The sequence below is a fragment of the Terribacillus halophilus genome (assembly GCF_900101385.1).
In the GTDB taxonomy this organism is placed as follows: domain Bacteria; phylum Bacillota; class Bacilli; order Bacillales; family Amphibacillaceae; genus Terribacillus; species Terribacillus halophilus.
This window is the reverse complement of record NZ_FMZB01000007.1, coordinates 1-26,480: the sequence shown is the minus strand read 5'-3', so window position 1 is coordinate 26,480 and position 26,480 is coordinate 1. Positions and strand designations below refer to the sequence as shown.

Below are 26,480 nucleotides of genomic sequence, written 5' to 3'. Positions count from 1 at the left end.
TAGACATATGTCAGTTACATTCACCAATCCCTTCCATACTCCAATGAAAAAAGTCACTTTCCATGACCAGCACAATATGCTTTTAGCCAAGTGTCAGCCATCAAGCGATTGCCGGCGTTGGTCATATGTACACCATCTGTTGTCAGATTCGTTTTCGTCGTTTGCAAAAAAGCTGTATGAGTTTGCACGAGTATCGCATCATACTTGTCAGCTAGTTCCCGGACGATCTCTACATAAGGAATCAGCATCTGATTTCCTTTTGAATCGTTATTTTCTTCTATGATTGTCGGTTCCATGAGGTAGAGCGCAGCTCCGGTTCGTTTTGTTTCAGACAGGAGCTTATCATAAATATCCCTGTACGCATCCGGATAAACCTGCTGCATCTGCGGCTGATCCAATTGCCGCCATACGTCATTGATTCCGATGGAAATCGACACTAAATCAGGAGCTATCGAAAGCACATCTTCTTCCCACCTATCGGCCAAATCGGTGACACGGTTGCCTCCCACTCCCTTATTTATAATTTCCACTTCTTTTATCTTGGCGAATTCATCTTCAATCATTTTCACATAACCGTCCCCGATATCCCGATGATCCTCGAATCTGCCGCATTCCGTGATACTGTCTCCGATAAAAACCCACTTTTCACGCATTTAGATTCCTCCTATATAATCAATTGTATTACTTACCTTTTCTTTATCCACTCCGTCGGGCTGCACCCTGTTTGTTTCTTGAAAATATTACTGAAATATTGCGGGTTATTTCCATATCCTAATTTCTCAGCCAGTTCAAAAACCTTGATATCTTTCTGTTTACTGATGATCTCTACCGCTTTATCAATCTTACGTTTCATCACATAAGCAGAAAATTTCTCCCCCACTTCCTTTTTGAATAATTTGCCTACATAATCGGTGTTCATATATAACACTTCATTTGCAATCCATTGCAATGACAAGTTTGGATTTTCAATATTTTCCTTTATCGCAGCAATCATCTTATTGACAACAGACGAGTAGTTAGTCATTTCACTCGTGTATCCATTTGCCGTATTGGCTTGCTGTTTATTTTCTACCGATAGTTCTTGTACTACTTCTGTCAAGGCTTCATGAATGTCTTCTTCACTGGATGGTTTGAGCAGATAATGCTTCACACCGAAGCGCATGGCTTTTTGTGCATATTCGAATTCATTGTAGCCGGATAGAAGTATCCATTTGATTAGCGGAGAGACTTTTCTTCCTTGTTCAATCAATCCCATCCCATCAAGCCCGGGCATAGTAATGTCTGTAATGACGATGTCAGGTGCATGCTTCTTGATGAACTCCAAAGCTTCGAGTCCATTTTCGGCAATGCCATGCAAGACAGTTCCTTGCTGCTCCCATTCCACGATAGAAGATATTCCCTCAAGCAGCATCGGTTCATCATCTACCAGCAGAACTTTGAACAATATCAGTCCCTCCTTCAAAAGGAATCACCAGCACTACCTTCGTTCCAGCTCCTGGCTCACTTATCACCCGAATACCATAAGCCGGACCGAATAATATTTTCAATCGATTATCGATATTCCGAATCCCCAAGCCCGTGCCTTTGGGCCGATAATTCCCACTTGATAATTTATGGATGAATTCCTGTTCCATACCTGGTCCGTCATCGTTAACCGAGATGATCGTGTTTCTCCCCTCCTGCACCGCCACGATGCTTATCGTACACACGCCGACAATCTCCTGCACACCATACTTAATCGCATTTTCCACCAAGGGCTGCAAGCTGAATTTGGGCACCTTGCAGGAAAGAAGGTGGTCAGGGATATCACTATGGAAACGCAAACGTTCCTGAAAACGGTAAGATTGAATCGTGATATAATGCTTCACTATTTCCAGTTCTTCCGCAAGCGGAATCAGAGCGTCCTTCGTTTCCAGGGAGGAACGTAAAATAAACCCAAGTGACGTTGTCATACGTGATGTTTCCTTTATTTTGCCAAGCTTTGCCGACCAATTGATGGATTCCAATGTGTTATAGAGGAAATGAGGATTGATTTGTGCCTGGAGTGTTTTGAATTCAGCATCTTTGATCACCAGCTGCTTCTTATAGTTCTCTTCAATCAGCGAAAGGATCTGGTTCATCATTTTATTGAAGTTTTCATGCATTTGGCCTGCTTCGTCCTTGGAAAACACGATATGACTCTCTTCCTTAAATTCCTTGACTCCTCCTTTTTGCACTTTTTTCATCTTTCTATTCAATGCTTCGATCGGATTGGTGATTCCCTTGATAAAACGGATACCCAGGAACAATAGCACCACAAATAATAAAAGGTAGATGCTCAATACGGTTCTTTGTACCAAAGTCACAGCTTGGAATAATTGGCTGTATGGAGAAGCTATCATATAAGTCCAATTCGTATAATCCGCAGAGGCATACGTTACAAAGTATCGGTCGGCCCCATGATTCACAAGTTGATAGCCTTCTGTCCCCTGCGTACTGGCAATCAAGTAAGAATCCTTCTCCGTGATCTCCTTCGGGAAGATGATCTCCTTATTTGAATTGGCAATCAGCAGCCGCATCTCTTTTTTGTCCAAACTGTTTTCAAACGAAGAGACGATATCTGCCATATCAAATCGCACAACGATCATACCCAACCTCTCAAAGGAAAGATCAGGGTACGCATTCACTTCACGAGAAACTACAAACGATTCATCCTGATCACCAGGAGCAAACCATGCTGCTCCTCCATCTCTTTGATTCGTTTCTTGCTTATATTGCAGCAAGCGCTCGTTATCGATTGTGATCACGCGGTTTCCCGTACTATAGCCTCTATCAGCTGTGTCGTATACCTGGATGGAATCTACTGATTCTTCAAAAGCACCCAAGTCGATGAGCCTTTTTTTAATGGTGACTCCGATAAGGTATGCCTCATAATCATCGTCGGTTTCTCTTAAATCGTATAAATAGGACTGCAAATAAGGATCCGTAGACAATCTATATGAGAACCCTTTCATTTTTTCAATTTCGTTTTCTATCAAAGCGGATGATACCTTCAATGACTGTGCAGACTGACGGTGAATCTCATCATTGTACGCTACAAGTGCATATTGCAAAAGGACTAATCCACCTATGCTGAAGGATAAGAGGACAAGAGAGAGTAAACAAAACAATTTATATTTCAATTTTAAATTGGAGAAAAAGTTTTTCAGTCTTCTCATGATGCCACTCCCCTCACAGCCAAGCTATTAATCTAAGCAACATGTATAGTCTTTTACTTCTACAAAATGGAAATAATATCCTCTATGATTTATGATTCATTGTTCAATTTGTAAAAACAGCATGCATTATTACGATAAACATCTTCCCTCTCGGCCTCGGACAAACGATATACCACTGTATCCTCAAAGAGCTGGATAATATCCGGATAGGAAGCAGACTTCAAACATACTGGCCAGTCGCTGCCGAACATGACTCGTTTTGGACCAAAAACTTCGAGAACGTGTTCTACGTAAGGAAAGATAGCTGCCATCTTCCAGCTGGCCCCGACTTTTTCTGGAACCAAGCCGGAAATCTTGCACATGATATTAGGATATTCCGCGATTTCACGCATATGACTTGCCCATGGCTCCATATGCCCTGTATCCATAGGAGGCTTCGCAAGATGGTCAATGACACCATGCAGATGTGGAATCTTCTTTAACAATTCGATGATTGCAGGCAGGTGTCTAGGGTTTGCTTGTAAATCAACCGGGAATGCATCGTTTGCTAACTTGTTGAGGTTATGAAGAACTACACGCTGTAGCAGCCACCCCGAGGGCAGGTCTTGCAACATCGGCCGGATCCCAACAAAATGAGGCTCCTCCTTAAACTCTGCCAATTGCTGCAAGGCATCGGGTTCTTCCAATTCCACCCAACCGACAACACCGATTACTTCTTCTCGCTTATTAGCCATTTCCAAAAGAAAACGATTTTCTACTAAAGTCGGCGACGCTTGCACAGCAATCGTTTTGTCTATCGTGTGCGATTGGAGGATAGGTCCTAAATGATGTGGCAAGTAAGATCGGCTTCTGCTGCCTGGACCTTGTTCAGCTCCTTGAACTTTGTGCCAAAAATGCTGGTGCGCATCAATGATCATTTATCTGCTCCTTCCCTCCCAAAGGCTAGACAAACACCATGACTCTCCTCATGGTGTTTGTTCATAAAAAGACGATGGCCTACCCGATCAGTAATGACTCCGCTCCATCTATATAGATTTCCGTGCCCGTAATATGACTGGATTCATCAGTGGCCAAGAACTTAACTAAATTCGCCACTTCCTCTGGTTTCCCTGAACGTTTATCCAATGGCTTGCTTCCTTCAGGGAATGCAACAGGTACTTTGATTTCTTCCAAATCCTGTGATCGTTTGATTGACTTGCTAAAATCCGTTTCTATTCCGCCAGGGCAGATGACATTCACGCGGATATGGTATTTTGCCAGCTCCAATGCTGCCATCTTAGCGAATGCTGCTTGTGCTGCCTTGGAAGTGGAATAGGCGGTGAAGCCGGCTTGGGAAAAGACTCTGTTTCCGCTGACCGAACTGGTAATGATGATGCTTCCGCCTTGTTTTTTCACATGGGGGATGCTTGCCTTCACAAGGAAAAACGTTCCGTTCAGATTGATATTGTGAACGTTTATCCAATTTTCAATGCTCATGGATTCAATGGATGCAGTCTGTCCGACAATTCCGGCATTTGCAAACACCACATCGATTCTGCCCCACTGCTCCATCATTTTTTTAGCGGCCATTTTAACTTGATCATAATCAGAGATATCACAAGGTATGGTCATGACTTTGTACGCTTTATCTTCCATCTCCTTTTTTACTTCAGTCAATTTCGTATCATTCACATCCAGCAGGCAAACTCGGAATCCCGCACCGGCTAACTTAAGCGCAGCAGCCTTACCGATCCCGGAAGCTCCGCCGGAAATGATGGCCGTTTTCTCCACCGAAACATCCTCCATTCTCCTACTTGGTTTTATAGGTTGATTAATTCACTGATATTGACGGCATTACCCGACCTCAAAGAATGGTTTCCTGCAATGCCAGTCATGATGGACATTGCACCATCTATGTGAGTAGCTGCCCGGCTATACACGTCAGGCTCGGGCATACCGAATAAATCTTGCAGCATCACCGTATCGCCCCCGCCGTGGCCTCCTTTTTCCGTATTCACTTCGACCTCATAAGGCGCGTCGAACATAGGACTCACAACGATGGACAATTGTTCAAGCTGGCCTTCCTCAGCTTTTTCACCGCCGGAATTCACATAGGACTTCTCAATGATCCGCGCATCGATTCTGCCTTTGGTACCATTAAAAGAAACGATAAAACCTTCCCATGGCAAATAAGCATTCAAGCTGTACGTAAGGATAGCTTTACTTTTATAGTTCACCAGCACTCCCAAAGTATCCTCAATACTGATGCCATCCCCGAAAACACTTTGATCCCTTTGATAGCCATCTTCTTTTTCTGCATCCAAGTACATAGCTTTCAAGTGTGGATTTCCCTCCAAATCAAGGGCGAAAGGATCGCGCTTTGCCTGTTCACTTTGATAAGCACGCTGGTAAAATGTCGTTTCTCCTCTTTGTTCAGCGTTTTCCCTGCCATAGAATAAAAGATCACCTGACGCATATACTCGCTGGGGCGCCGTATCGAGCCAGAAGTTCACCAAGTCAAAGTGATGGGTGGACTTATGCACGAGCAAGCCTCCGCTATTTCGTTTATCTCGATGCCATCTGCGGAAATAGTCCGCTCCGTGCTTTGTATCCAAGGCCCATTCAAAATGCACAGCGTTCACTTTTCCGATTACACCTGAACGGATCAATTCCTTTATTTTCGTATTATGCGGGGCATATCGATAATTGAATGTAACCCGGACTTCCTTCCCCGTCCTTTGAATAGCATCCAAGATTTCCTGACACTTCACTTCATCCGTTGTCATCGGTTTCTCCGTAATCACATCACAGCCGAGCTCCAATGCCCTGATGATATAGGAATGATGCGTTCGGTCAATTGTCGTGACAATGACAATATCCGGCTTTTCCTTTTGAATCATCAAATCAAAGTCAGCCGCATGGTAAGTTGGTATGGCAGGATGCTGATACTTTTCCTCCAGCAGCTGATTGGCATAACCCATCCTTGTTTGGTTAATGTCACAAAAAGCAGCAAGTGTACAGGTGTCCTTGAAATCCCGTGCCATTGCCCCATAATAAAATTCCGCCCGGCCGCCTGTTCCGACTAGCACATATTTTTTCATAACGCAAACCTCCCTTTCGTTTTCAATTCGCCGGGACTGATTTGATTTCCTCGGCCTGAAGTTTTGCTGATTTTTTCTCTATTCTTTCAAATGCTTTAACAGCCGGCATCATCACGATCAAAGCAAGGATACTGAAGCTGAAAAACAACGCCAATCCTTGAAAATACCATAAAACGGAACCAACTCCTATCGTTCCGATCAACATGAGCATCGTTTGACCTGGATTCAGCATCATGATAAAGAAAGCTCGTTTCACGATTTGGAAAGGCTTCATCTCATAATGCACAAGCATCGGGAACGCATATAAACTCGCTGAAAACGCAATGGAGGTGATAATAAGGAATGGAATCGTGAAGTACAAGGCGGCCTCCGCCGCAGAAATCAGGAATAAGAAGTCCAAATAAAGGATATATCCTAACAAAACGAAGATATATCCCAGCTTGTTGCTGTTTATGAACTCCTTTTTATACGTTTCCAAAAAGGTTCCAAAGATCGGGATGTCCGTTTTTCCTTGCAGCCATTGGTGAATGATAGCCAACAGGGCAGTGGTAGCCGGGAATACCCCGAATATCACCAGCCCCGGCAGCAGGAAAATAAGCCAGAGGATGTTGACATACGCCATCCTGGTGATCCATTCCAGCCCTTTATTGATAGCAGCCATACATATGTCCCCTTTCTAAAAAATCTATCCTTTCAGTCCAGTCGTGCTGATTCCTTCCACAACGTAGCGCTGGAAGATGAAGAAAATGACAAACACCGGCACAAGCGTGACAATCGACATGGCGAACATCGCGCCCCAGTTCGAAACTGTTTCGTTACTCAAAAACATATTCAGCGCCATCGAGACAGTATATTTTTCAGGACTGTTCAAATATAAAACCGGTCCGAGCAAATTATCCCAAGTCCAATAGAATGTGAAAATCGCTGTTGTCGCCAAGGCTGGGACGACGAGCGGCAGAATCACCTTATAAAAAATCTGGAACGTATTGGCCCCATCGATTGTCGCCGCTTCATCCAACTCCCTCGGAATGGTACGGATGAATTGCACGAGCAAAAAGATGAAGAACGGGTGGCCAAAAAAGGCTGGGACGACCAACGGCTTCAAGGAATTCAGCCAGCCAAGCTCAGAGAAAATGATGTATTGCGGAATCATGACGACCTCATACGGCAGCATCAAAGTGATGAGCATGATCATGAACCAAAATCCTCGTCCGACGAACTTCAGCCGCGCGAAACCAAAGGCAATCAAGGAACAGGAAATCAAGTGACCGAGCAGCATCCAAATGACGAAAACAACCGTATTTTTGATGAACGTCCCGAATCCATATCCGCCAAAACCTTCCCATCCTTGTGCATAATTCAATAAGGTGAAGGGATTGGGAATGAGCGAGCCAGCTGTAACAAAAATATCGCCACTTTCTTTGAACGAACTGACGAACAGCCAAATGACCGGATAAAGCAATAGAACGGCAAAGCCGCCGACAAGAATGTGGTAAAGATAATATTGAGGTCTTTTTTTAGTCATGCTACTTCCCCTCCGACTCATAGTGCACCCAATACTTGGACGTCCAGAAGATGATTCCTGTCAATATGGCCACGATGAGCAGCATGACCCATGCCATAGCGGATGCGTAACCCATATTGAAGTACTCAAATCCTTGTTTGAACAAATACAGCGAGTATAGAAGCGTACCATCAAGCGGACCACCAGTCCCTTTGGAAATGATGAAAGCAGGTACGAAAGTCATAAAAGCAGAGATCGTCTGCATGATGATATTGAACAATAAAACCGGGCTTAACATCGGCAATGTGATACGGAAGAATTTCTGGAAGAAGTTCGCACCATCGACACTGGCCGCTTCATAAAAGCTGGACGGAATGGATTTCAATCCAGCTAGGAAAATCAGCATGGAAGATCCAAACTGCCAGATGGATAAGAAAATCAGCATCCATAATGCCGCTGTCGGTTCACCAAACCAGCGAATCGCATCCAGACCGACACTATTCAGCGCTAAGTTCACAATGCCATCATCACCGAAAATATTCCGCCACATGATTGCAACTGCAACACTGCCTCCAATCAGCGAGGGCAGATAATACAGTGTCCGATACCAGCCAACAGCTCTTGACCCCGCATTCAGCAGCATGGCCACGAGCAAAGCAAATGCCAGCCTAAGCGGTACACCCCCCAATACATAAATGAAAGTAACCTTCAATGATTGGAGATAGCGAGGATCTTCGGTGAACATTTTGATATAGTTTTCAAACCCGATCCATTTAGGTGAATCGAATAATCCGTAACTGGTAAACGAGAAATATAAGGAAGCTAGCATCGGTACGATCGTAAAGGCTAAAAAGCCGATAATGAACGGCCCAATGAAAAAGTATCCCCATAAATTGTTTCTTAAACGTGCGTTCACAGACTTCACTCCTCTCTTTATGCAGGTGTAATCAAGACGACAGCTAATCAGCTGTCGTCTTGGTCACATCCTCCCTATTGTCCAAGCATGCCTTCCGCTTGGCTTCGGAAACTTTCTGCTGCTTCCTCAGGCGTAAGCTGGCCATAGCTGATTTGTTCGGCTAATGTATCCAGTAATTCGATGACTTCCCCTGCACCTGCTGGATCTGGAGCCCCCATTGGCGAGCTGTTTGTTTCCGCCCATTCCACATATTCAAATACTTGCTGCTGTGCCTCGGAAACTTCATTTTTCAATGCATCTTTCACTTCTGAAGATCCAGGAACACCACGGTCACCAAGAATCAATTTATTCGCTTCGACATCATTCATGAAGAAATCCAAGAAATCAGCAGCAGCTTCTTTATGCTTGGAGTTTTGGGATACAGAGAAGAACATACTTGGCTTCAAATAAAGCCCATCAGATGTTCCCGGTCCAGGCATCGGCGCAATCTCCAGCGGTTTCTCGGCCACCTGCTTCAATCCCACGAATTGATTGGACCATTGGAAAATCCCGACACCTTCTCCTTTGACAACCGGATCGTCCTCAATCCCCGTCACTTGGGCGAGCACATCAGGCGTCGGCGTCGCTCCTTTTTCCACTTGCTCTGCGACCATTCCAAAGAAATCCACGAATAACTGATCATCCTTATAACCTAATCCGCTTCCATCCTCCGCATACAAACGGGAACCATTGGAACGAAGATAATAGTCAAAGAAGACATCCGGCTTTAAATGTGTGTCAAAATAAACGCCTTCTGCAGCGGCTTTGTCAGACATGCTCTGATAATCATCCCATGTCCACCCCTCTGGAATTTCACCAAGGCCTAACTCCTCCAGCAATTCTGGATTGTAGTGGAATCCGACCGCATTCACCCCAGTGTTCATTCCATAAATACCATCATTTATCTTTCCACCATTGACATAGTCCTCGGTCATATTGCTCGTGTCGATCTGTTCTCCTAGAAACGGCGTCAAATCCGCCAATTTATTCCCTTGGGCATATTGCGCCAAATAGGACACATCCATCTGCACGATATCCGGCAGCTCATTTGCAGCCGCTTGCGGCGAAAGCTTCTGCCAATAATCATCCCAGCTCGCATACTCCGCCTCAATCTGTACATCCGGATTTTGTTCCTCATACATCTCGATAACTTTCGTTGTATAATCATTTCGCGGCTGATCGCCCCACCACGCAATCCGCAGCTTCACCTTGCCATCATCCGAACCCGAACTGCTTCCCTCACTGCTGCAAGCAGCAAGCAATAAAACCAACATCATCCCAAAAACCAACAGAAGCGATTTTCCTTTCATATCCAATCCCCCCAGGCTTAATGTAAGCGATTACATTTATGATTTTACCAAAAGGATAGGAATGGAGGGTATATAGAAAACAGGGGTAAATGTTTAAAAAGGAGAGGTAAATCAAACAAAATAAAATTACGTTGCAGATACTCCAATACAGAAATTCATCACTTTGGAGTATATAATAATTCATGTTCTAGCCAAAACTCATATATACTTCTAAAACATACATAACAGGCGGAGTAGATACTACAATCGATTCCACGTATATGGACCCCCGAGAATATATTACTGAATTAAGAGAGGGAAAGTTTTCAATCCCTTGCATTTCGGCATCTGACCCTCTTTGTCAATGTGCCTGTCTTTAAGGTTATGTCAGGGTATCGGAATTGTATTGTTTCCTTGTAGTATCATAACAACTGCCATTAATAGACTCTAAAGCTTTTATTTCATTTCAAGTTATTTAGTGCAATAAGTCTGAAATACTATTAATTTCCAATCTAGGGGGGGTATATTTATGGAAGAGTTTGCGGACAAAATAAAAGCATTATCTAAAAGAGTTTCAAATATTGTTGATACCATAGAAACGGAAGAGGCCACTAAAACTAGTATTATCATGCCTTTTTTTCAATTATTAGGATACGATGTCTTTAATCCGAATGAATTTTTACCCGAATTTACTGCCGATGTTGGAATTAAAAAAGGCGAAAAAGTAGATTACGCAATTATGAAAGATAGTTTACCGTTAATACTTATAGAGGCGAAGCCAGTAACACAGGATTTAGGGAGACATGATTCCCAGCTATTTAGATATTTTGGCACTACGAGCGCTAAATTCGCCATACTAACTAATGGAAAAGAATATAAGTTTTATACTGATTTAGATGAGACTAATAAAATGGATCAGAAACCATTCTTTATTTTTGATTTATTCGATATAAAAGAGAGTAAAATTACGGAATTACATAAGTTTGCTAAAAGTAACTTCGACGTTGATGACATTCTTAATACTGCTTCTGAGTTAAGATATACAAATGAAATTAAAGAGCTACTTTCTAAAGAGATTAAGTCACCATCTGATGAATTTATTCATTTCTTTCTGAAAGATATTTATCCAGGTAAAAAAACTAGAAATGTTCTTGATAGCTTTAAAGGTGTAGTAGCTAAATCCGTTAATCAGTTTATAAATGAAAAGGTTAATGACAAGCTTCAAGCTGCTTTAAATAATACAAGCGTTCAAGCAGATGCTGCTACAAAAGAGGAAATTAATATCTCAGCAGACATTAAAGAGGAAAGCGGAGAACAGCCCATTGTAACGACTGAGGAAGAAATTGAAGGTTATGTACATGTTAAAATGGTACTTAATTCAGTTATTGAACCTGAAAGAGTATTTTATCGCGATAATAAGAGCTACTTTAATATCCTAATTGACGACAACATTCGTAAATGGGTTTGTAGATTAGGGTTGAATGGTTCCAATAAATGGATACAACTTAATGATGATGCTAAGACCATTATTAAAATCAACCACGTCCAAGAAATAAACAAGCATGTTGAAGAAATTAGAGCTGTTGCAGACAAGTTTATTCATTAATTAATTTAAGTAGCTGGGTAATTCTCAGCTACTTGTTTTTTTATTATTAAGTTTAGAGACATTTAGATTAAGTCACTATTTTAAAGACCACAACAAATAGCACGAACATAGCTTAAGAAAGTCAGACTATGATTCAATGTTCGATAAGAAGCAGGAAAATGGGGACATAAAACGCTAAGCCACTGAAAAAATATCTATGTTTAAATAAAGCGGAAGGCAACTTACTACATATAAGCGCCTTCCGCTTTTCGCTTTCTATTAGATTGATATTTCCTGGCGGATTTCTTGAAAGCCAACAGTTTTTCAGCAACCTCCTAAAATCCCCCCTTTTCTGCCCCATCCCTATAAAAATTCCCTACTGCCCCGTTGGGTTTAAGCAAAAGAAAAAGCGCCAAAACCTCTATAATAAAAGGTTTTTAGCGCTTTTCTCATTAGCGTCCCAGGAGAGATTCGAACTCCCGACCCACAGCTTAGAAGGCTGTTGCTCTATCCAGCTGAGCTACTGGGACATGGAGCGGGTGAAGGGAATCGAACCCTCGACATCAGCTTGGAAGGCTGAGGTTTTACCACTAAACTACACCCGCGTGTTGCTTTTATGTATGTTGTCCTCTCTTAAGGACAAGATTTATTCTACATGATATTCAAAGTATAGTCAACAGTTTTTTTGAAATTAATAAATTGCTCCGGTTTCCCGGAGCAATCGTATTAATAATACGGGCGGATCATTAAGTAGACGATGACGCCTGTCAGGCTGACATACAGCCATAGTGGCATTGTCCAGCGGGCAATCTTGCGGTGACGGGGCACGTCCATGTTCCAGGCACGGGTGATCGATGCGAGAGCGAGCGGTACGATGACTGCTGCAAGCACGATGTGCGTGATCAGGATAAAGAAATAAATCGGACGGATGATACCTTCGCCTCCGAATGATGTATCTCCTGCCAAGTAGTGGTAAGCCACATAAGAAATCAGGAACAATGTTGTTGTGACAAATGCCGAATAGATGAATCGCTTATGCCAGATGATATTCTTCTTCATGATGAAGATCAGGGCCAACAGCAAGAATATGAACGTAAAGCTGTTGAAAATAGCGTTCAGCATTGGCAGGATGTGTACGTCAAACAGATCAAAATTTTCGACAGGCGGTAAGCCGCTCAATACGACAACCAATCCATCGATGATGATGGTCAGCCAAATAACAAGCGGTCGATAATTGCGTTTTTTATGATTTGGTTTGTAACCGAAATCGGCTTCATTCATACAGAATCACCTCAATTCATTCAAACACTAGTATAACGTAAGTGTGAGGTGATTCGGCAATAAAAAGGTTACAATTTTTTGTCCGGGCTTACTTGAATGTAACGGATTTCTCCAGTTCCGGCACTTCTTTTCCGTCCAATGTATAAAAACGAACCGTTGCAATCTTGTCTTCGTAGGACAGGATAGAATAAGTCGGATGCGGCGACTGTTTCGGCAGACGGATGCTGCCTGGGTTGATATAAAGCCTGCCATCGATCACATCTGCTTTTGCCACATGCGAATGACCGTAGCAGATGACTTTGGCGTCTCTTTCTTTTGCCAGCTTTTCCAATGGACGCAGGCTCGATTTCACCCCGTACAGATGACCATGCGTAATGAGGATTGGCAGCTCGGCTACTGTAAGCTCTTCTACGTCCGGATAGGCTCTGTCATAATCGCAGTTTCCGGCAACCCGATAATAGTCATTCATTTCGGAAGCATCGAATGGCAGCTCGGAATCGCCGCAATGTATCCTCGCTATCACATCATCTTCATGACGCTGCTTCAGCATGGCCACTTCGTTCGTCAGCCCATGACTGTCACTCGTTATCAGTATTTTCATCCGTATCCCTCACTTTGCCTGGACATTCAGCCATTTTTCCAGATGGACCATTGCCTGTTTCCGGTGGCTGATTTGGTTCTTCTCTTCCGGTTTCAGCTCTGCCATTGTCTTTTCGTAGCCATCCGCCTGAAAAACAGGGTCATAGCCAAAGCCATGTTCGCCGCGCGGTGCTTCTGTGATGGTACCTTCCACATGGCCTCTGGCATAAAATGTTTCCTTATTAGGCTGTGAAACTGCCAGCACACAAACAAAACGGGCAGTGCGCTCCTCTTCCGGCACATCCTGCAGTTCTTCTAGCACCTTATCCATATTTGCCTGGTCACTTTTCGCTTCCCCAGCATAACGGGCAGAGTAGACGCCTGGGCGGCCTTCGAGTGCATCAATTTCCAACCCTGAATCATCCGCTAGTACAGGGACTTGCAGATGACCTGCCATTGTTTCTGCCTTCAGCGCAGCGTTTTCCTCGAATGTCGTACCTGTTTCTTCGATATCGTCGAATTGCTCTGCCAAATCGTCGAGACCATAAGCTGTTATATCATAGTCCGCGAAAAAGGCTTTGAATTCCTTCAGTTTTCCAGCATTTTTTGTTGCGATGATGATTTTATCCATGTCAATCCCTCCAATGAACGTTTGTTTCTGCCTATCTGTACCCTTGTTTGAAACAAAATAAAAACTATGTAAGCAAAAGCTACTATCCAGTATAGCGTTCCACAATTGCTCTTGGCAAAAATATTCGAGGTGTCTTTGTTCATTTACTTGGTTAAATTCGTAATTGCTAAGGATTTTGTTTATGCATTTTTATCTCTATCAATTAGTCTTAATAAAACGATACAAATAAACATAAGAGAAATAAAAGTTCCAGTTGATTCAGGTGGAGATGAAAAGAACCATCTGTTTATTGGATAGTTGATAATTAGAATAATAATTGCAAGCATGATCAACGCACGATCAATATTTTTCATTTTATCCCCTGCTCTCTTCTTTGCTTTTGTTTACAATCTTTTCCTAAATCCAATATAACATCAAAACCATCTTATTTAGACTGGTAACACAAAAAAGCCCGGTCACATGACCAGGCTTAATGTTAAAGTTTTTCAGCCGGAACGTACTGTTCTCTTGTCACAGGCTCTGCGTACGCTTCCCCATGCTCATTGAACACTTCTTCGACGCCCTCCACCGTGACGGAGACAGCTTCGACTTCCTCAAGTTCTGTCAAGCTCATGACGAGTGTTTCCATCAATTGGTCTGTGATAGCAGCTTCATCGACATTACTCAATACTTCCTTGTTGAATTCCAAGCTGAGTACGCCATCTTTCAATGTAGGCTCGGAAGCAAGGGAGGAGCCTGTATTGAAGACGTTAGACAGATTGCTGTCCATGGCTGGTCCGTCAATCAGTGCATTGACGATTTCTTCATAGCCGTTTTCGGCATTGCTGTTCATTCGTTCTGTCACTGGTACTTCATAAGGCGTGCCATCGACGGCTTCAGCTGGGAAGTATAGTGTGACAGATTCGCTGTCCACGGTTGTGATGCCATTGTCCATCAAGTTGATGCCATCTGCACGAGAGTAGCTTTTGCCGATTGGCGTACCATCAACAGGCATTTTCGCCAACTCTTGTCCTTCTACACGAAGCGAAACATTGTTCACATTCTCAAACTGTGTCAGTGTGTACGTAATGGACTCGAGGATCTTCTTCTCGTTTGCTGCTTCGTATTCATTGAATTCTTTCGAGAAGTCGACGATCAATGTACCATCTTCCTGTGCATCGATTCCATTGATTGTCGTTCCTGCCGGTAATACTGCCTCAAAGCCATTCGGAAGCATGTCCGTCACTGGACCGTCTTTTACGAGGTATTCCAATGTTTCTTTCGCCACTTCATTCGTCTGCGGCAGTTCGAATGTCATCGGTACGACCATTCCGTTGGCATCCATTAGGAACAGCTGCCGTTTTGCAGTGGCGGATTCGCCTTCCTTGGCACCATCTTCTGGCTGCTGTTCTTCCTCGCCTTCTGCTGGTGCTTCTCCTTCAGCCGGTGTTTCTCCATCTGCCGGCGCTTCTGCGGCACCTGGATCAAGCGCATTTTCTTCAAGCTCGTCCACATACGTCGTATCCTGCGGCACGTCCACTTCGTCGACAGCCTGCTCTCCTTTCAAGGAGCATCCGGCCAGTAAAATGGAAAGGCCTATTACGCTAGTGAAAAGACCTGCAATTTTTTTATTCATACGCACTTCTTCCCCCTTGATGGTTTGTACTATCATGTATACGAGCCATCAAAGGTTTTAGACCATCTTTATTTAAATCGACTGCGGGCTGCCGAGTTGAATCCTTCCCACTTCCGTGACTGGCTGCTTCAGCCACATATTTGCGATCTTCATGAAGAGATGCGTATCGCCGGTTGCATAGAACTGGTGAGAAACTGGACGATCCCCTTCATATAGCTGCCGTTTGAAGCCTAAGATAGCACTCACTTCACGCGCTGTTTCATCACCGGAGCTGATCACATCGACCGATTCCCCGATCACTTCCTCGATTACCGGTTTGATGATCGGATAATGCGTGCATCCGAGAATCAGTGTGTCCATTTCTTTCCAATCCTTCAATGGTGTTAGTGCTTCTTCAATGACTTGGCGTGCCAATGGACCTGAGACAACACCTTTTTCCACCATCGGGGCAAATGCAGGACAGGCAAGTCCTTCGATTTGCAGTTCATTATTGATATTTTTCAACGCTTTCCGGTACGCGTGACTGCGTATCGTCCCTTCCGTACCGAGCACACCGATATGATTCGTTTTCGTTGTTTTGATTGCTGCACGAGCACCTGGCTCGATGACACCGACAACCGGTATATCAAGCTTTTGCTTCAGCTCTTCCAAAGTGAAAGCTGTCGCAGTGTTGCAGGCGATGACGAGCATTTTGATGTTCTTTTCCAGGAGGAAATTCACCATGTCCCATGTAAATTCCACCACTTCCGCCTCCGGTCTTGGACCGTATGGACAGCGCAGTGTATCTCCGACATAAATGAGATTTTCTTTCGGCAGCTGACGCATCAGCTCCCTGGCAACGGTCAAGCCGCCTACTCCTGAATCAATGACACCAATCGGATAATCCACGTTTATCTCCTCTTTTTCTTCTCTGTTTTAGCCTCTAGCTGTTCGTAATCATTCATTTTACCGTGTAATTTATGTAAGAGCAACTGCAGCTGGTCGGCCTCTTGGTGAGAAAAAGTTTCCAGAAGCTCTTTCAGATAAGCTTGGCGCTTTTCGATCACTTCTGTGATGATATGCTCTCCTTTTTTTAGGATATGCACCCGGACGATGCGCCGGTCCTTCTCGTCACGTACACGTTTCACAAGCTCATTTTTCTCCAGCCTGTCGACGATATCGGTTGTCGTACTGATTGCGAGCCTGATTGTCTGGGAAAGCTCGCCGGTTGTCATATCCCCTTTATCCGCCAGCCACTGCAACGCGACAAACTGCGGCGCCGTAATCGGGTACTGCAGGAGGATTTCACGCCCTTTTTGCTTGATGATTGCGGCAATATGTCGCAGCTCCTTCTCGATTGCTGCAATTCTTTCAGCTGTCAGTATGTCGTGCACCATTCATTCCTCCTGCTATTTTTGCGTTAGTTTATTCCTGCGTAAGTATTTTGCAAGTTGTTTCTTATATTGCATGGAGACCATGATATATAGTGTATCGCCTGCTTTGATGACTGTCTGACCGTTCGGCGAGATGATCTCCCCGCTCCGGAGGATGGCATTGATCAAAGTCGTATCTGGAAATTCAAGATCTTCCAAGCGTTTTCCGGATATTTCATTCAGTTCCGTTGGTTTATATTCTACCATCTCAAGATTGTTCCGTCCCATACTGATCAACTCAAGCGTTTCGATTTCATTCGTTGTCGGCGGCTCCACCAATTTCAGCTTCGTTGCAAGCGTGGTTACTGTCGAGCCTTGCAGTACCGTTGATAAGAGGACGACGAAGAAGACAGCGTTGAAGATAAGTTGGCTGTTCTCAATACTGGCAATGAGAGGAAAGAGCGCGAGTACGATTGGTACGGCACCTTTCAGACCTGCCCATGAAATGAACAGCTTTTCTTTTGCGGTATATTTGAAGCGTATCAAGGTAAGGAAGGTTGCCAGCGGCCGTGCCAGGAATATCAACACCAGCGAAAGTAAAAAGCCTTTAATCATAAGACTTGGTGTAAATAACTCCTTAGGGAAGACAAACAAGCCCAGCAAGACGAACATACATATTTGCATAAGCCAGCCGAACCCCTCATTGAAACGAATGATCGAACGGCGGTACGTAATTTCCGCATTTCCGATATACAAGGCGCTCACATAAACAGCCAATAATCCAGAAGCATGGATAACGGATGTCAATCCGTAGCTTACCAATGCAAATGCAAGCGCGAACAACGGATAAAGGCCACTCGTATCCAAGTTGATTCGATTGATCGCTGTGACAGCTATGAAGCCGATAAGCAGCCCCATTGCCGCACCTGCTCCCATTTCCCAGATAAAGCTGCCGATCATGCTGACAACACTAGAGCCCTGACCGCTGATCAATTCGATACAAGTGATCGTCAAAAACATCGCCATCGGATCGTTCGTGCCGGATTCCGCTTCCAACGTGGCAGCAAGCTTTTCTTTGACGTTTTGCCCCTTTAAAACAGAAAAGACCGCAGCGGCATCCGTCGAGCCGACGATCGACCCGATCAGAACAGATTCCAGCCACGTCAAATCGAAAATATAGTGAGCAGCAACAGCGACGATTGCTGCCGTCAGCAACACTCCTATTGTCGCCATCGTGATCGCCGGAGCAAGCGCTGGCTTCATCGAGTGCCAGTTTGCATGGAGCCCCCCTTCAAACAGGATGACAATCAGTGCGAAAATACCGACCGCCTCCGCCAAATGAACATTATCGAAATAAACAAGACCAAAACCGTCGCTGCCGACGATCATTCCGACCGCAATGAACAAGACGAGCGCCGGGACCCCGAGCCTCGTCGAAAACTTCGTCACCACTACACTCACAATGAGCAGCAATGCGAAGAGAAAAATGAATTGATTAGTTACCATATAATCATGCATGTAAATCCCCCTACAAGGTGTCGAGCAATATCTGACTTTTCTATCCTATCCTTAATGATACCGTTAAAAACGCATATCTGCATGTAATTCGTCCTCAAAAAATACGGAATACATAAAAAAACCGACACCTCGGGGCCGGCTATTTACAAGCTATTCACTTGAACATAGAACTGAATGTATAGGAACGAAACAATTCCGAGAAAGAAGAAACCGGTAATTCTTGATAAGGTATCGCTTTACACCCATTGATGCTGACCATTATGCAATCCTTCCCATCATCATACCGGCTGACCACGGTATTTCCTTTTTTCATTGCCCACTTTTCAAAATCCGCCGGCGGAGAGCTTCCCAGCTGGGCTGCCTGGAACTGCGCGATGCTGCATTCCACTTCACTGTAATACGAAGCTACTTGCGAAAGCGTTAAGTGATGCATACGGGCAATCGGTGTCATGACCAGAACATCATCTTCATCGGCCATATAATATTCTCCCGCTTCCGTGACACGAACAAATGCGTCTCGGACATCTCGGTAAAGCTGCTGCTGCAAACTAGACAGCGAGGCGACGACAGGTGCGACAGACGGACTTTTCACAATTTCCATAGAAAACCCTCCTTTTCTGTACAGTTTCGACAGAATCGGAGGGATACCTGCTGTCCTTAGGGTAAAAACTGGATTAGCTTAAAACTTGATCTTCGCTTGTCTGGACTGTTTTCTTTTGCCGCAGCTCCTCCAGCACTTCCGTGTATTTGTGGTCAAGTTTATAAAAGGCCAATAAAACGATTTGAATGACTGCCAGTATAGCTGGGAAGTACAAAAAGAAGAACATGGTTGTATTTCGGATGATTCCCGTTTGTAAACCTCCAGGTTGATATCCAATCATATAATATAGCCAGCTGACTCCCATTGTGCCTAGTCCGATCGCCATACTTACAGCAAAGCTCCCCACGCCAAATATCATTCCCGGTATACGCAAGCCGGATATCAACTCGCCATACTCTACCGTATCCGCCAGCATCGCAAATATGGAAGCTCCAAGCGGCAGCCATCCAAGTGCTTTTAAAACAAAGCCAACAATGAAAATAGCTGGATATTCAGATCCAACCATCAATACCACTGTTCCTAATAAGGAGATAACAGTACCAATGATAATGGAATTTCTTTTCCCGTATTTCCTGATAAGCGGAGCAGTAAAGAGGAGACTGCCAATAAGCATCACCATTGAAACGATCCCAAATGTTGCTTGTCCTGCTCGCTGATTATCCATGAAAATATCCCCGTAGAAAATACTCGAATGCAACTGGATTGCTACTTGCAGTACAGAAATAAAAATGATCATTACCGCAAAAACCGCCTGCTTATTAGTGAAAAAAGCACGGATGACTTTCTCTAATGATAATGTTGAATGCTTTGTTACCGGATTCCTCTCCGTCGTATTCCGATAGGTACGCCCGTACAGAAAAAGCACAAATACAGCAAAGATCAGAAATGCAATGAACCATCCCAAATCCGACCTCGACAATCGATAATCCAATGTATTTAATATCCTTGTCGCCACATACACAGCGCCAGCTGTATAACCCATGCGAAAAACATTGAAGCTCTCCCGCTCCTCTTGATCCTGTGTCAAAGTTGACTGCATCGCAGCATATGGCACATAGTAAGCAGCACACAACACAGCAAAGATACTACCCACAGCCAGGAGATAGATTATTTGCAGTGATGCACCAACAGCCGGAAGGAAACTCATTAATATAGCGAATATGACTAACGGGATTGCAGACCAGCGGAGCCATTTCTTCTGATTGCTGAATGCATGCCCTCCTGCATCCATCAATCCGCCCATCACCAATACTGCTGTTGCATGAAGCAGCCAACCAATTGTCAAAATAGCTCGTAATGCACTTTCTTCTAAATCAAATTTGAAAGGATAGTAATTGTATAACCCAAGCGTGATCATGGTAATTAAAAAGCAACCTGCAAACGCTGCTGCACCATAACTATTTTTCTCGCCCGCTGTGATTCTGTTTTGGTAACTTACCTTACGCTCATCATTTTGCATCCCTTTCCCCCATTTATATAACATCGTATTTATAAGAACAAAAAAATTATTACATAATATTCCACATAGTTATACCCATTTGGAATAAATTAGTAAATTGGATAGATGATTTATTTCTCTTCACCCGACTCTTAAACTAACAACAAGAAAATAATTCCATATTGTAATGTCGTTAAACCTATAGGAAAAAGACGAAAAACAAGGAAGTTTTGGACCTTTTGTCATAAACACGCTTAATTGATTTTGGAACGGATGCCCCATACTCCAATTATCGTTTATTTGTTACGATAGAAATGTTCGCATGGTAAAAAATTCAAATAAGAGAACAAAAACAAAAGGGAGCAATGAATTTGAAGAAATTATATAGTTTCATTTTATTATTGGGATTAGTTCTCCTACTGGCTGCTTGCGGCAGCGATCAAGCTTCAGATACGACCGCCCAAAACTCTGAAGATACCAATGAGTTGCAGGAACAGACAAACGAAAAAACAGAGGATTCAGAAACGAGCCATCTGACAACAGAACAAAAAATGGAGGTATATGAACATACAGAGGATGAATTCGGGGACTATTTCTTGCTCGGCGCTTACACCAATAAAGCCGGAGACGGCGAATATGAACCGATATCCGCAACATTTGATAATTTTATAATCACCGCAGCACCTTATCTAGTCGAAATAGATCTTAATGAAGAAGCAAAGGAACTGGAGCAGTTCTCCGGCAAGGATACTGTTCGCGCCATCATGCTGGAGACGGAGTCTGAAAACGAAAATGATTATAATTTCACCTATTATGGTAAAGCAACCGCAGTAACGGATACAGGTGAAGAACTAACAGGACTAATTGGACCTGATAGTGAATTGGTTAAAGATTACACAACTGATGAATATGGAGAATACGGCTACATTTACTTTATACTGGAAGATGCCGGTTCCAAACCAAAACAGCTGGAAATTACATTCGAACCTCCTGTACGAGATGGAGAACCAGTTGGAGAAGCTCAGACTGTAACACCTGGTGAATTGATTTCCGAAGAAAATCTTGATATCTAGTCATAGGAAAGCGTGTGACGCATGACGTCGCACGCTTTTGATTCTCTTCCCACGATTGCTTTTATCTGGAAAAATTAAAAGTGACTGTCATAGGCCTCGCTAGATTCATTAGCCCTTATTGCCATTCCAATTACCAGAACACACCTACAACCAACCATAAAAAAACAGCTTGTAAGCCGGTTTTAACAGATGGAGTGACAGTAAGCAGTTACTCTCCTCCGCCTCCCCCTCCGCCATCTGATCCACCGCCGTCGTAGGAAGGGCTGCTCGGACCGGCATCATAAGATTGAGAGCTAAGATCTGTATCATGATATCGCTTATGACCGCCATCATTTTCAGTGTCCACCATCATCATTGGCGTATATATGGAAACATCACCGTCTTTATCAGATTTGTTATGATGATTATTTTCTTGTCTGGATGAATCGGCATTCTTCCCTTTTTTCTTTGGAAACTGCGCTAATACAATTATCACGAGTACTACGAGTGGGGCAATGATCCATAGAAACACGCAAATCAACTCCTAATCTAAATAATTCCAGCCTCACTATCTAACTTATTAAAAATAAGAATATCATAAATCCAATTCTTCGTTCACACATGTCCACCCGAGTACTATTTATTAGTAAAATAGCTCTTGGCAGCTTCATTATATGGATCCAATTCTAAAATTCTATTAGCTGTAGCAAATGCTTCTTGTTTACTGATTACTTTATCAGGTACCTCATGCAAAAATAATAAATAGGATAAATAATCCGCTAATTCCTCTTGATCTGCTAATACGATACAGCGCCTTGCATGATGAAGCGCAGAAAAATAAGCGCCTTGTATATGGCAAAGAGGATGGACAAGCAACTCAAAAGCGATTTCGTGAAGCCGAGCTTTTTCATCTCGGCACAATAAATGCAAGATAAAAGTATAACTAGCAATACTCGGTTCACTGAATGTTATTTCCGTCAGGATTGCATCCAGCTCTTCATATGACAGCTTATCAGTCATTTTTTGAGCCTTTACACATTCCCCAGTTAATATCAACTTTTTCAACTGTCTATTCATGCAATCTTATTCACCTTTTTCTATCGCATTATACTCCGCAATAATCATATACCCTTTTCTTCTTTAAATTTTACCACACAAACAGTTAATTACTGGTAAATACTCATGGGATTATAGTAGATACTCTTACCTCATTCACTTTTAAGCGTTTCATTACTCGTGTATAATTGGGTAAATTTAGTGAAAAGCGAGGATGTAGTTGATGATCATTCCGAATAAGCTTAAAAAAGGCGACGAAGTTCGAATCATTGCTCCAAGCCGCAGTATGAAAATATTGTCTGGGAATGGCATTCTGGCAGCAAAAAAGCGTCTTCAAGACCTCTGCCTTCATGTCACATTCGGCAGAAATGTTGAAGTTTGTGACATACAAGATTCATCCTCCATTGAACAGCGTATTGAGGATTTGCACGACGCCTTTACAGACAAAAATGTGAAAGCTATTCTGACGGTGATAGGCGGCTTTAATAGCAATGAGTTACTGCCTTATCTAGATTATGAATTACTGCAGGATAATCCAAAAATATTATGTGGTTATAGTAATATAACAGCATTGACTAATGCAATAAATGAAAAATGCAAATTCATTACATATTCCGGACCGCACTTTTCAAGTTTCCAAATGGACGGATTACAAGATTATCAAACAGCCTACTTTAAGAAGTGTCTGATGGAAGAGAAACCCTTTGAACTGCAGCCTTCAAATAAATGGAGTGATGATTCGTGGTTTATAGATCAGAACAATCGTATTTATAAGGGAACGGAATGGAAGGTTTATTCAAATGGGAGTGCAGAAGGAACATTGATTGGAGGAAGCCTTTGTACCCTCAATCTGTTACAAGGAACGGAATATATGCCCGATACCAATGAATGTATCTTATTCATAGAGGACGATGAGTTAACTACTCCTGAAACATTCGCAAGAGACTTAACGTCTTTACTGCAAATAAGCAAAAGTATAAAAGCTTTATTAATAGGACGTTTTCAAAAGAGATCAGAAGTATCCGAAAAACAACTTCACTTTATCCTGAACAAACATCCGCAGCTAAAAAACATACCTGTTATTTACGATATGGATTTCGGTCATACACAACCAATAATGACTTTACCTATTGGCGGGAAAATACGCGTTAATACAAAGGATATGAGATTAGAACTCATTGAATTTTGATGATAAGAAGAACTGTAATGTCTTTTGACCCGGTTACAGGAAAACCTGCAATAACATAGGTTCTTCTGTTTTTATTATTTCAATGAACTTTTTCATTTCACTTTTTTTTCAAAAGCATTTTGAAACCGAACAAAAAACCGACCACTACAGTCGGTTTTAAATAGCCGTCACAGCAAGCGAGTATTCTCTATTCGCTTACAAACAGCTTTATCATTCGACAGGCAGAGCTCATGCCTGTCAGAGCTTCAGTTCCCCCATGCGAAGGAGCTCCACTACAGCCTGAGACCGTCCCTTTACTCCCAGTTTCTGCATCGTATTCGATATGTGGTTCCGCACTGTTTTTTCTGAGATAAACAGCTCTTGGGCGATTTCCTTGGTTGTCTTATCCTGAACCAATAGTTCAAAGACTTCTTTTTCTCGTTTGGTGAGTAATTGTTTTGGCCTGTAGTCATTATCCTTCAAAAGTTAACCCCTCCTTGCTCTCTTCAGGGTTGCTGCGTCAGGTATTTATTTAGTCCATGTAGCTTATGTAAACTAACGCTGGAGGGTGAACGGATTTCGCGAATTGTTAATGATTGTTGACGGATGGGTTCTGGAAAGCGAGTTGTTATACATCTTATGAGTACTTTGATGTTTGTGAACACGCCGCAAATAAGGCATTAGCTAGTACCACCTTTGAATGAATGTGCTCATTCATTTTCAACCATGATTGAAACACATGGCGTTCCTACCTATTCCATATTAAAGATAAATGTACAAATATTTGTTATACATAGTGCATTTTATCTATTAATAGTATATAATGCACTTTGGTAAGTATATATAACTATCATTTTCATTTAGTTAACCAACTACCCGCATATATAGTACCATACTATTTCTATTCGGTTAGTTATATTGACTTACATACAATTCAAGAAAGGAGTAATTTTATGAGCAGAACTACAGAATTCGTATTAGGCCTTATCGGAGGTATACTAGGTTTCTTCGGGGCAGTTTTTGCTTTATTTATCGGTAGCGTCGATGCTGCTATTAGCGAAACCGGTACAAGCTCACTTACAGGATTGGGATGGTTTGCCTTTTTATTCTCAACTCTCGCTATCATTGGTTCAATCGTTGTTAAATCCAAACCAAAATTTGGCGGTATTTTACTTTTAATTTCGGCAGTCGGAGGACTTATCAGCATCTCTTTCTTCTATCTAATTTCTGCCGTGTTAATCGCTATTGCAGGTTTCATGGGCGTATTCAGAAAGAACAAAAACGTAAATAAAGCCGCATAAATTATCTACATACAAAAGGGGTTTCTATATTGAAAAAGTTATTAGGTCTTAGTCTACTTTTAGTACTGATGTTTGCTCTTGCAGCTTGTGGTTCTACTGAGGATGTATCTACAGGATCTGACACCTCTAAAGCTGAATCGTCTGAAAAAGAGAAAGCAACTGAATCCGAGGATACTTCTAAGAAAATCGATGCCTCTGATCAATCTATGACTGCTGCCGGATTAAAGGTTGGCCTAGGTGATATCAAAATTCTTGAAGATAAAATTCAAGTTGGTATCAATGTAGAAAACACTAATTCTGACGCAGTTAGTTTTTATCCAGATATGGGTTCTGCCGTTATTGGTGATATGCAAGTTGATGCCAATATGTTTATGACAGACGGCAACATCAGTGGTGATATTCAAGGCGGCGTTAAACAGGAGGCTGTGTTGGAATTCTTAGCACCAGAAGGAAAATCAATTGACCCAGCTTCTGTTAAAGAAATCAAGTTAGTGCTTGGAGATGTAACATCTGCAGACTATATGACAACAGAACCTGTTGAATTTACTGTTACTGTAGAGTAAGAGAGATCCTACTTGAAGTACTCTCTGTCAAGTAGACAGTGAAATTGATAAAAGATGTTAGAAGGCTTTAGCCCTTTCAAGTGGGCTAAAGCCTTTTCTTTTTTCTTGTAATCTTAAATGAATATACTCGTCGATAGCTTCGTCCAGCTCGTCAAATGCAAAAAATCCCTTCAAATAAATACATTTCACTTTTCAGCGCACCCCAAAAAGACTCTATTGGTCACTATCTGCTGCACATATCCTAATGCACCATCTGGATTCAAAAAGATCACTCTTTAGGGTGTAGTTTCGGCCTTTCAGGACAGAAAATTAAAGCTGAAAACTCCTCTGAATTACGAGAGATTTTTAGTATCGCTACCGCGTTACTTTTCCCCAAGCCTGCGGGGGATTGTTATTCTCGTATCATCAGTTATGAAGCTGAAGCCGATGTTGATGAAATGAAGGATTACTACGACTATTCGGACGAGAAAGTGCCATAATGTTACCCTGGACTATGAATCATAAACAAGTAAATGGCTGCGATATGACGTAACGTTTCATTACTCATCCCTCTCTTGGAATTCCCTTTAAAACATATTATGTTTTCTTTTACCTTAATCAAGCGAAAAGGTAATAAGTAATCTCAATTGTCAATATAAGCTAGACAAAACAGCATCATCCAGGTGACTCAAAAATACTTCCAATGGTGTTTGATAGTTCAACGACTTTCTCGGAA

28 protein-coding genes and 2 tRNA genes are annotated in these 26,480 nt (G+C 42.6%); 5 read left to right on the top strand and 25 right to left on the bottom strand.

The features are described from left to right. Positions 1 to 53: 53 nt before the first annotated feature. The 10 genes from BLQ53_RS12490 to BLQ53_RS12445 form a co-directional block, all read right to left on the bottom strand. Positions 54 to 653: an SGNH/GDSL hydrolase family protein gene (locus BLQ53_RS12490; protein WP_093727651.1), complete on the bottom strand. Its 600-nt coding sequence runs from the start codon at positions 651 to 653 to the stop codon at positions 54 to 56. Positions 654 to 685: 32 nt separating this feature from the next. Then, a complete protein-coding gene (locus tag BLQ53_RS12485; RefSeq protein ID WP_093727650.1) occupies positions 686 to 1,444 on the bottom strand; it encodes a response regulator transcription factor in 759 nt (252 codons plus the stop codon). Beyond that, complete coding sequence (locus BLQ53_RS12480) at positions 1,419 to 3,092, bottom strand: cache domain-containing sensor histidine kinase (RefSeq protein WP_244499346.1); 1,674 nt, start codon at positions 3,090 to 3,092, stop codon at positions 1,419 to 1,421. Before BLQ53_RS12480 ends, BLQ53_RS12485 begins: the two co-directional genes overlap by 26 nt. Positions 3,093 to 3,286: 194 nt before the next feature. Beyond that, complete coding sequence (locus BLQ53_RS12475; RefSeq protein WP_093727648.1) at positions 3,287 to 4,114, bottom strand: amidohydrolase family protein; 828 nt, start codon at positions 4,112 to 4,114, stop codon at positions 3,287 to 3,289. 79 nt (positions 4,115 to 4,193) lie between these two features. Continuing rightward, entirely contained in the window at positions 4,194 to 4,982 is a 789-nt protein-coding gene (locus tag BLQ53_RS12470) for an SDR family oxidoreductase (protein ID WP_093727647.1), read from the bottom strand. Between the two features lie 14 nt (positions 4,983 to 4,996). Then, a complete protein-coding gene (locus BLQ53_RS12465; protein ID WP_093727646.1) occupies positions 4,997 to 6,277 on the bottom strand; it encodes a Gfo/Idh/MocA family protein in 1,281 nt (426 codons plus the stop codon). A gap of 22 nt (positions 6,278 to 6,299) precedes the next feature. Then, entirely contained in the window at positions 6,300 to 6,938 is a 639-nt protein-coding gene (locus BLQ53_RS12460; protein WP_093727645.1) for a YesL family protein, read from the bottom strand. 24 nt (positions 6,939 to 6,962) lie between these two features. After that, positions 6,963 to 7,802 (bottom strand): carbohydrate ABC transporter permease, encoded by an 840-nt coding sequence (locus BLQ53_RS12455; protein WP_093727644.1) that lies wholly within the window; start codon positions 7,800 to 7,802, stop codon positions 6,963 to 6,965. 1 nt (position 7,803) lies between these two features. Then, positions 7,804 to 8,706 carry a carbohydrate ABC transporter permease gene (locus tag BLQ53_RS12450; RefSeq protein WP_425288305.1) on the bottom strand — a complete coding sequence of 301 codons (903 nt, stop codon included), beginning with the start codon at positions 8,704 to 8,706 and terminating at the stop codon, positions 7,804 to 7,806. A 65-nt stretch (positions 8,707 to 8,771) separates the two neighbouring features. Further along, the gene (locus BLQ53_RS12445) at positions 8,772 to 10,046 is read right to left on the bottom strand and encodes an ABC transporter substrate-binding protein (RefSeq protein WP_093727642.1); all 1,275 of its coding nucleotides are present in this window, start codon (positions 10,044 to 10,046) and stop codon (positions 8,772 to 8,774) included. Positions 10,047 to 10,554: 508 nt separating this feature from the next. On the opposite strand from BLQ53_RS12445, the gene BLQ53_RS12440 reads away from it, so the two are divergent. Continuing rightward, the gene (locus BLQ53_RS12440) at positions 10,555 to 11,631 is read left to right on the top strand and encodes a type I restriction endonuclease (RefSeq protein ID WP_093727641.1); all 1,077 of its coding nucleotides are present in this window, start codon (positions 10,555 to 10,557) and stop codon (positions 11,629 to 11,631) included. A 435-nt stretch (positions 11,632 to 12,066) separates the two neighbouring features. Here BLQ53_RS12440 and BLQ53_RS12435 read toward each other — a convergent pair. The 11 genes from BLQ53_RS12435 to BLQ53_RS12385 form a co-directional block, all read right to left on the bottom strand. Continuing rightward, a tRNA-Arg gene (locus BLQ53_RS12435) sits at positions 12,067 to 12,140 on the bottom strand. A gap of 1 nt (position 12,141) precedes the next feature. Beyond that, a tRNA-Gly gene (locus tag BLQ53_RS12430) sits at positions 12,142 to 12,215 on the bottom strand. A 121-nt stretch (positions 12,216 to 12,336) separates the two neighbouring features. Beyond that, entirely contained in the window at positions 12,337 to 12,891 is a 555-nt protein-coding gene (locus BLQ53_RS12425) for a DUF420 domain-containing protein (protein ID WP_093727640.1), read from the bottom strand. Between the two features lie 88 nt (positions 12,892 to 12,979). Next, positions 12,980 to 13,492: a YfcE family phosphodiesterase gene (locus BLQ53_RS12420; RefSeq protein WP_093727639.1), complete on the bottom strand. Its 513-nt coding sequence runs from the start codon at positions 13,490 to 13,492 to the stop codon at positions 12,980 to 12,982. 9 nt (positions 13,493 to 13,501) lie between these two features. After that, positions 13,502 to 14,101, bottom strand: a complete 600-nt coding sequence (locus tag BLQ53_RS12415; protein WP_093727638.1) for an XTP/dITP diphosphatase — start codon at positions 14,099 to 14,101, stop codon at positions 13,502 to 13,504. A gap of 475 nt (positions 14,102 to 14,576) precedes the next feature. Next, on the bottom strand, positions 14,577 to 15,716 hold the full coding sequence (locus BLQ53_RS12410; protein ID WP_093727637.1) for a GerMN domain-containing protein: 1,140 nt from the start codon (positions 15,714 to 15,716) through the stop codon (positions 14,577 to 14,579). Between the two features lie 72 nt (positions 15,717 to 15,788). Next, positions 15,789 to 16,604, bottom strand: coding sequence for a glutamate racemase (gene racE, locus BLQ53_RS12405; RefSeq protein WP_093727636.1), 816 nt, complete (start codon positions 16,602 to 16,604; stop codon positions 15,789 to 15,791). Positions 16,605 to 16,606: 2 nt separating this feature from the next. Then, entirely contained in the window at positions 16,607 to 17,092 is a 486-nt protein-coding gene (locus BLQ53_RS12400) for a MarR family winged helix-turn-helix transcriptional regulator (RefSeq protein ID WP_093727635.1), read from the bottom strand. Positions 17,093 to 17,104: 12 nt separating this feature from the next. Further along, positions 17,105 to 18,586 carry a potassium/proton antiporter gene (locus BLQ53_RS12395; RefSeq protein WP_093727634.1) on the bottom strand — a complete coding sequence of 494 codons (1,482 nt, stop codon included), beginning with the start codon at positions 18,584 to 18,586 and terminating at the stop codon, positions 17,105 to 17,107. Between the two features lie 154 nt (positions 18,587 to 18,740). After that, the gene (locus BLQ53_RS12390; protein ID WP_093727633.1) at positions 18,741 to 19,187 is read right to left on the bottom strand and encodes a hypothetical protein; all 447 of its coding nucleotides are present in this window, start codon (positions 19,185 to 19,187) and stop codon (positions 18,741 to 18,743) included. Positions 19,188 to 19,260: 73 nt separating this feature from the next. After that, positions 19,261 to 20,646, bottom strand: a complete 1,386-nt coding sequence (locus BLQ53_RS12385) for an MFS transporter (RefSeq protein WP_170829687.1) — start codon at positions 20,644 to 20,646, stop codon at positions 19,261 to 19,263. 350 nt (positions 20,647 to 20,996) lie between these two features. Between BLQ53_RS12385 and BLQ53_RS12380 the strand changes: the two genes are divergently transcribed. Continuing rightward, positions 20,997 to 21,698, top strand: coding sequence for a hypothetical protein (locus BLQ53_RS12380; protein ID WP_139180878.1), 702 nt, complete (start codon positions 20,997 to 20,999; stop codon positions 21,696 to 21,698). A gap of 208 nt (positions 21,699 to 21,906) precedes the next feature. Here BLQ53_RS12380 and BLQ53_RS12375 read toward each other — a convergent pair whose 3' ends face one another. Further along, positions 21,907 to 22,209 carry a hypothetical protein gene (locus BLQ53_RS12375; RefSeq protein WP_093727630.1) on the bottom strand — a complete coding sequence of 101 codons (303 nt, stop codon included), beginning with the start codon at positions 22,207 to 22,209 and terminating at the stop codon, positions 21,907 to 21,909. A gap of 104 nt (positions 22,210 to 22,313) precedes the next feature. Next, on the bottom strand, positions 22,314 to 22,754 hold the full coding sequence (locus BLQ53_RS12370; protein WP_093727629.1) for a hypothetical protein: 441 nt from the start codon (positions 22,752 to 22,754) through the stop codon (positions 22,314 to 22,316). Positions 22,755 to 22,956: 202 nt separating this feature from the next. Between BLQ53_RS12370 and BLQ53_RS12365 the strand changes: the two genes are divergently transcribed. Continuing rightward, the gene (locus BLQ53_RS12365; RefSeq protein ID WP_093727628.1) at positions 22,957 to 23,922 is read left to right on the top strand and encodes a S66 family peptidase; all 966 of its coding nucleotides are present in this window, start codon (positions 22,957 to 22,959) and stop codon (positions 23,920 to 23,922) included. A gap of 237 nt (positions 23,923 to 24,159) precedes the next feature. Here BLQ53_RS12365 and BLQ53_RS12360 read toward each other — a convergent pair whose 3' ends face one another. Beyond that, positions 24,160 to 24,384 carry a helix-turn-helix domain-containing protein gene (locus tag BLQ53_RS12360; protein ID WP_038562019.1) on the bottom strand — a complete coding sequence of 75 codons (225 nt, stop codon included), beginning with the start codon at positions 24,382 to 24,384 and terminating at the stop codon, positions 24,160 to 24,162. Positions 24,385 to 24,854: 470 nt separating this feature from the next. Between BLQ53_RS12360 and BLQ53_RS12355 the strand changes: the two genes are divergently transcribed. Together BLQ53_RS12355 and BLQ53_RS12350 are read left to right on the top strand one after the other, a co-directional pair. Then, positions 24,855 to 25,202, top strand: a complete 348-nt coding sequence (locus tag BLQ53_RS12355) for a DUF4064 domain-containing protein (RefSeq protein WP_093727627.1) — start codon at positions 24,855 to 24,857, stop codon at positions 25,200 to 25,202. 29 nt (positions 25,203 to 25,231) lie between these two features. Further along, positions 25,232 to 25,765, top strand: coding sequence for a hypothetical protein (locus tag BLQ53_RS12350; protein WP_342005199.1), 534 nt, complete (start codon positions 25,232 to 25,234; stop codon positions 25,763 to 25,765). Between the two features lie 57 nt (positions 25,766 to 25,822). Here the strand turns inward: BLQ53_RS12350 and BLQ53_RS19465 are convergent, their stop codons facing one another. Then, complete coding sequence (locus BLQ53_RS19465) at positions 25,823 to 25,954, bottom strand: hypothetical protein (protein WP_413089592.1); 132 nt, start codon at positions 25,952 to 25,954, stop codon at positions 25,823 to 25,825. Positions 25,955 to 26,480 lie beyond the last annotated feature (526 nt).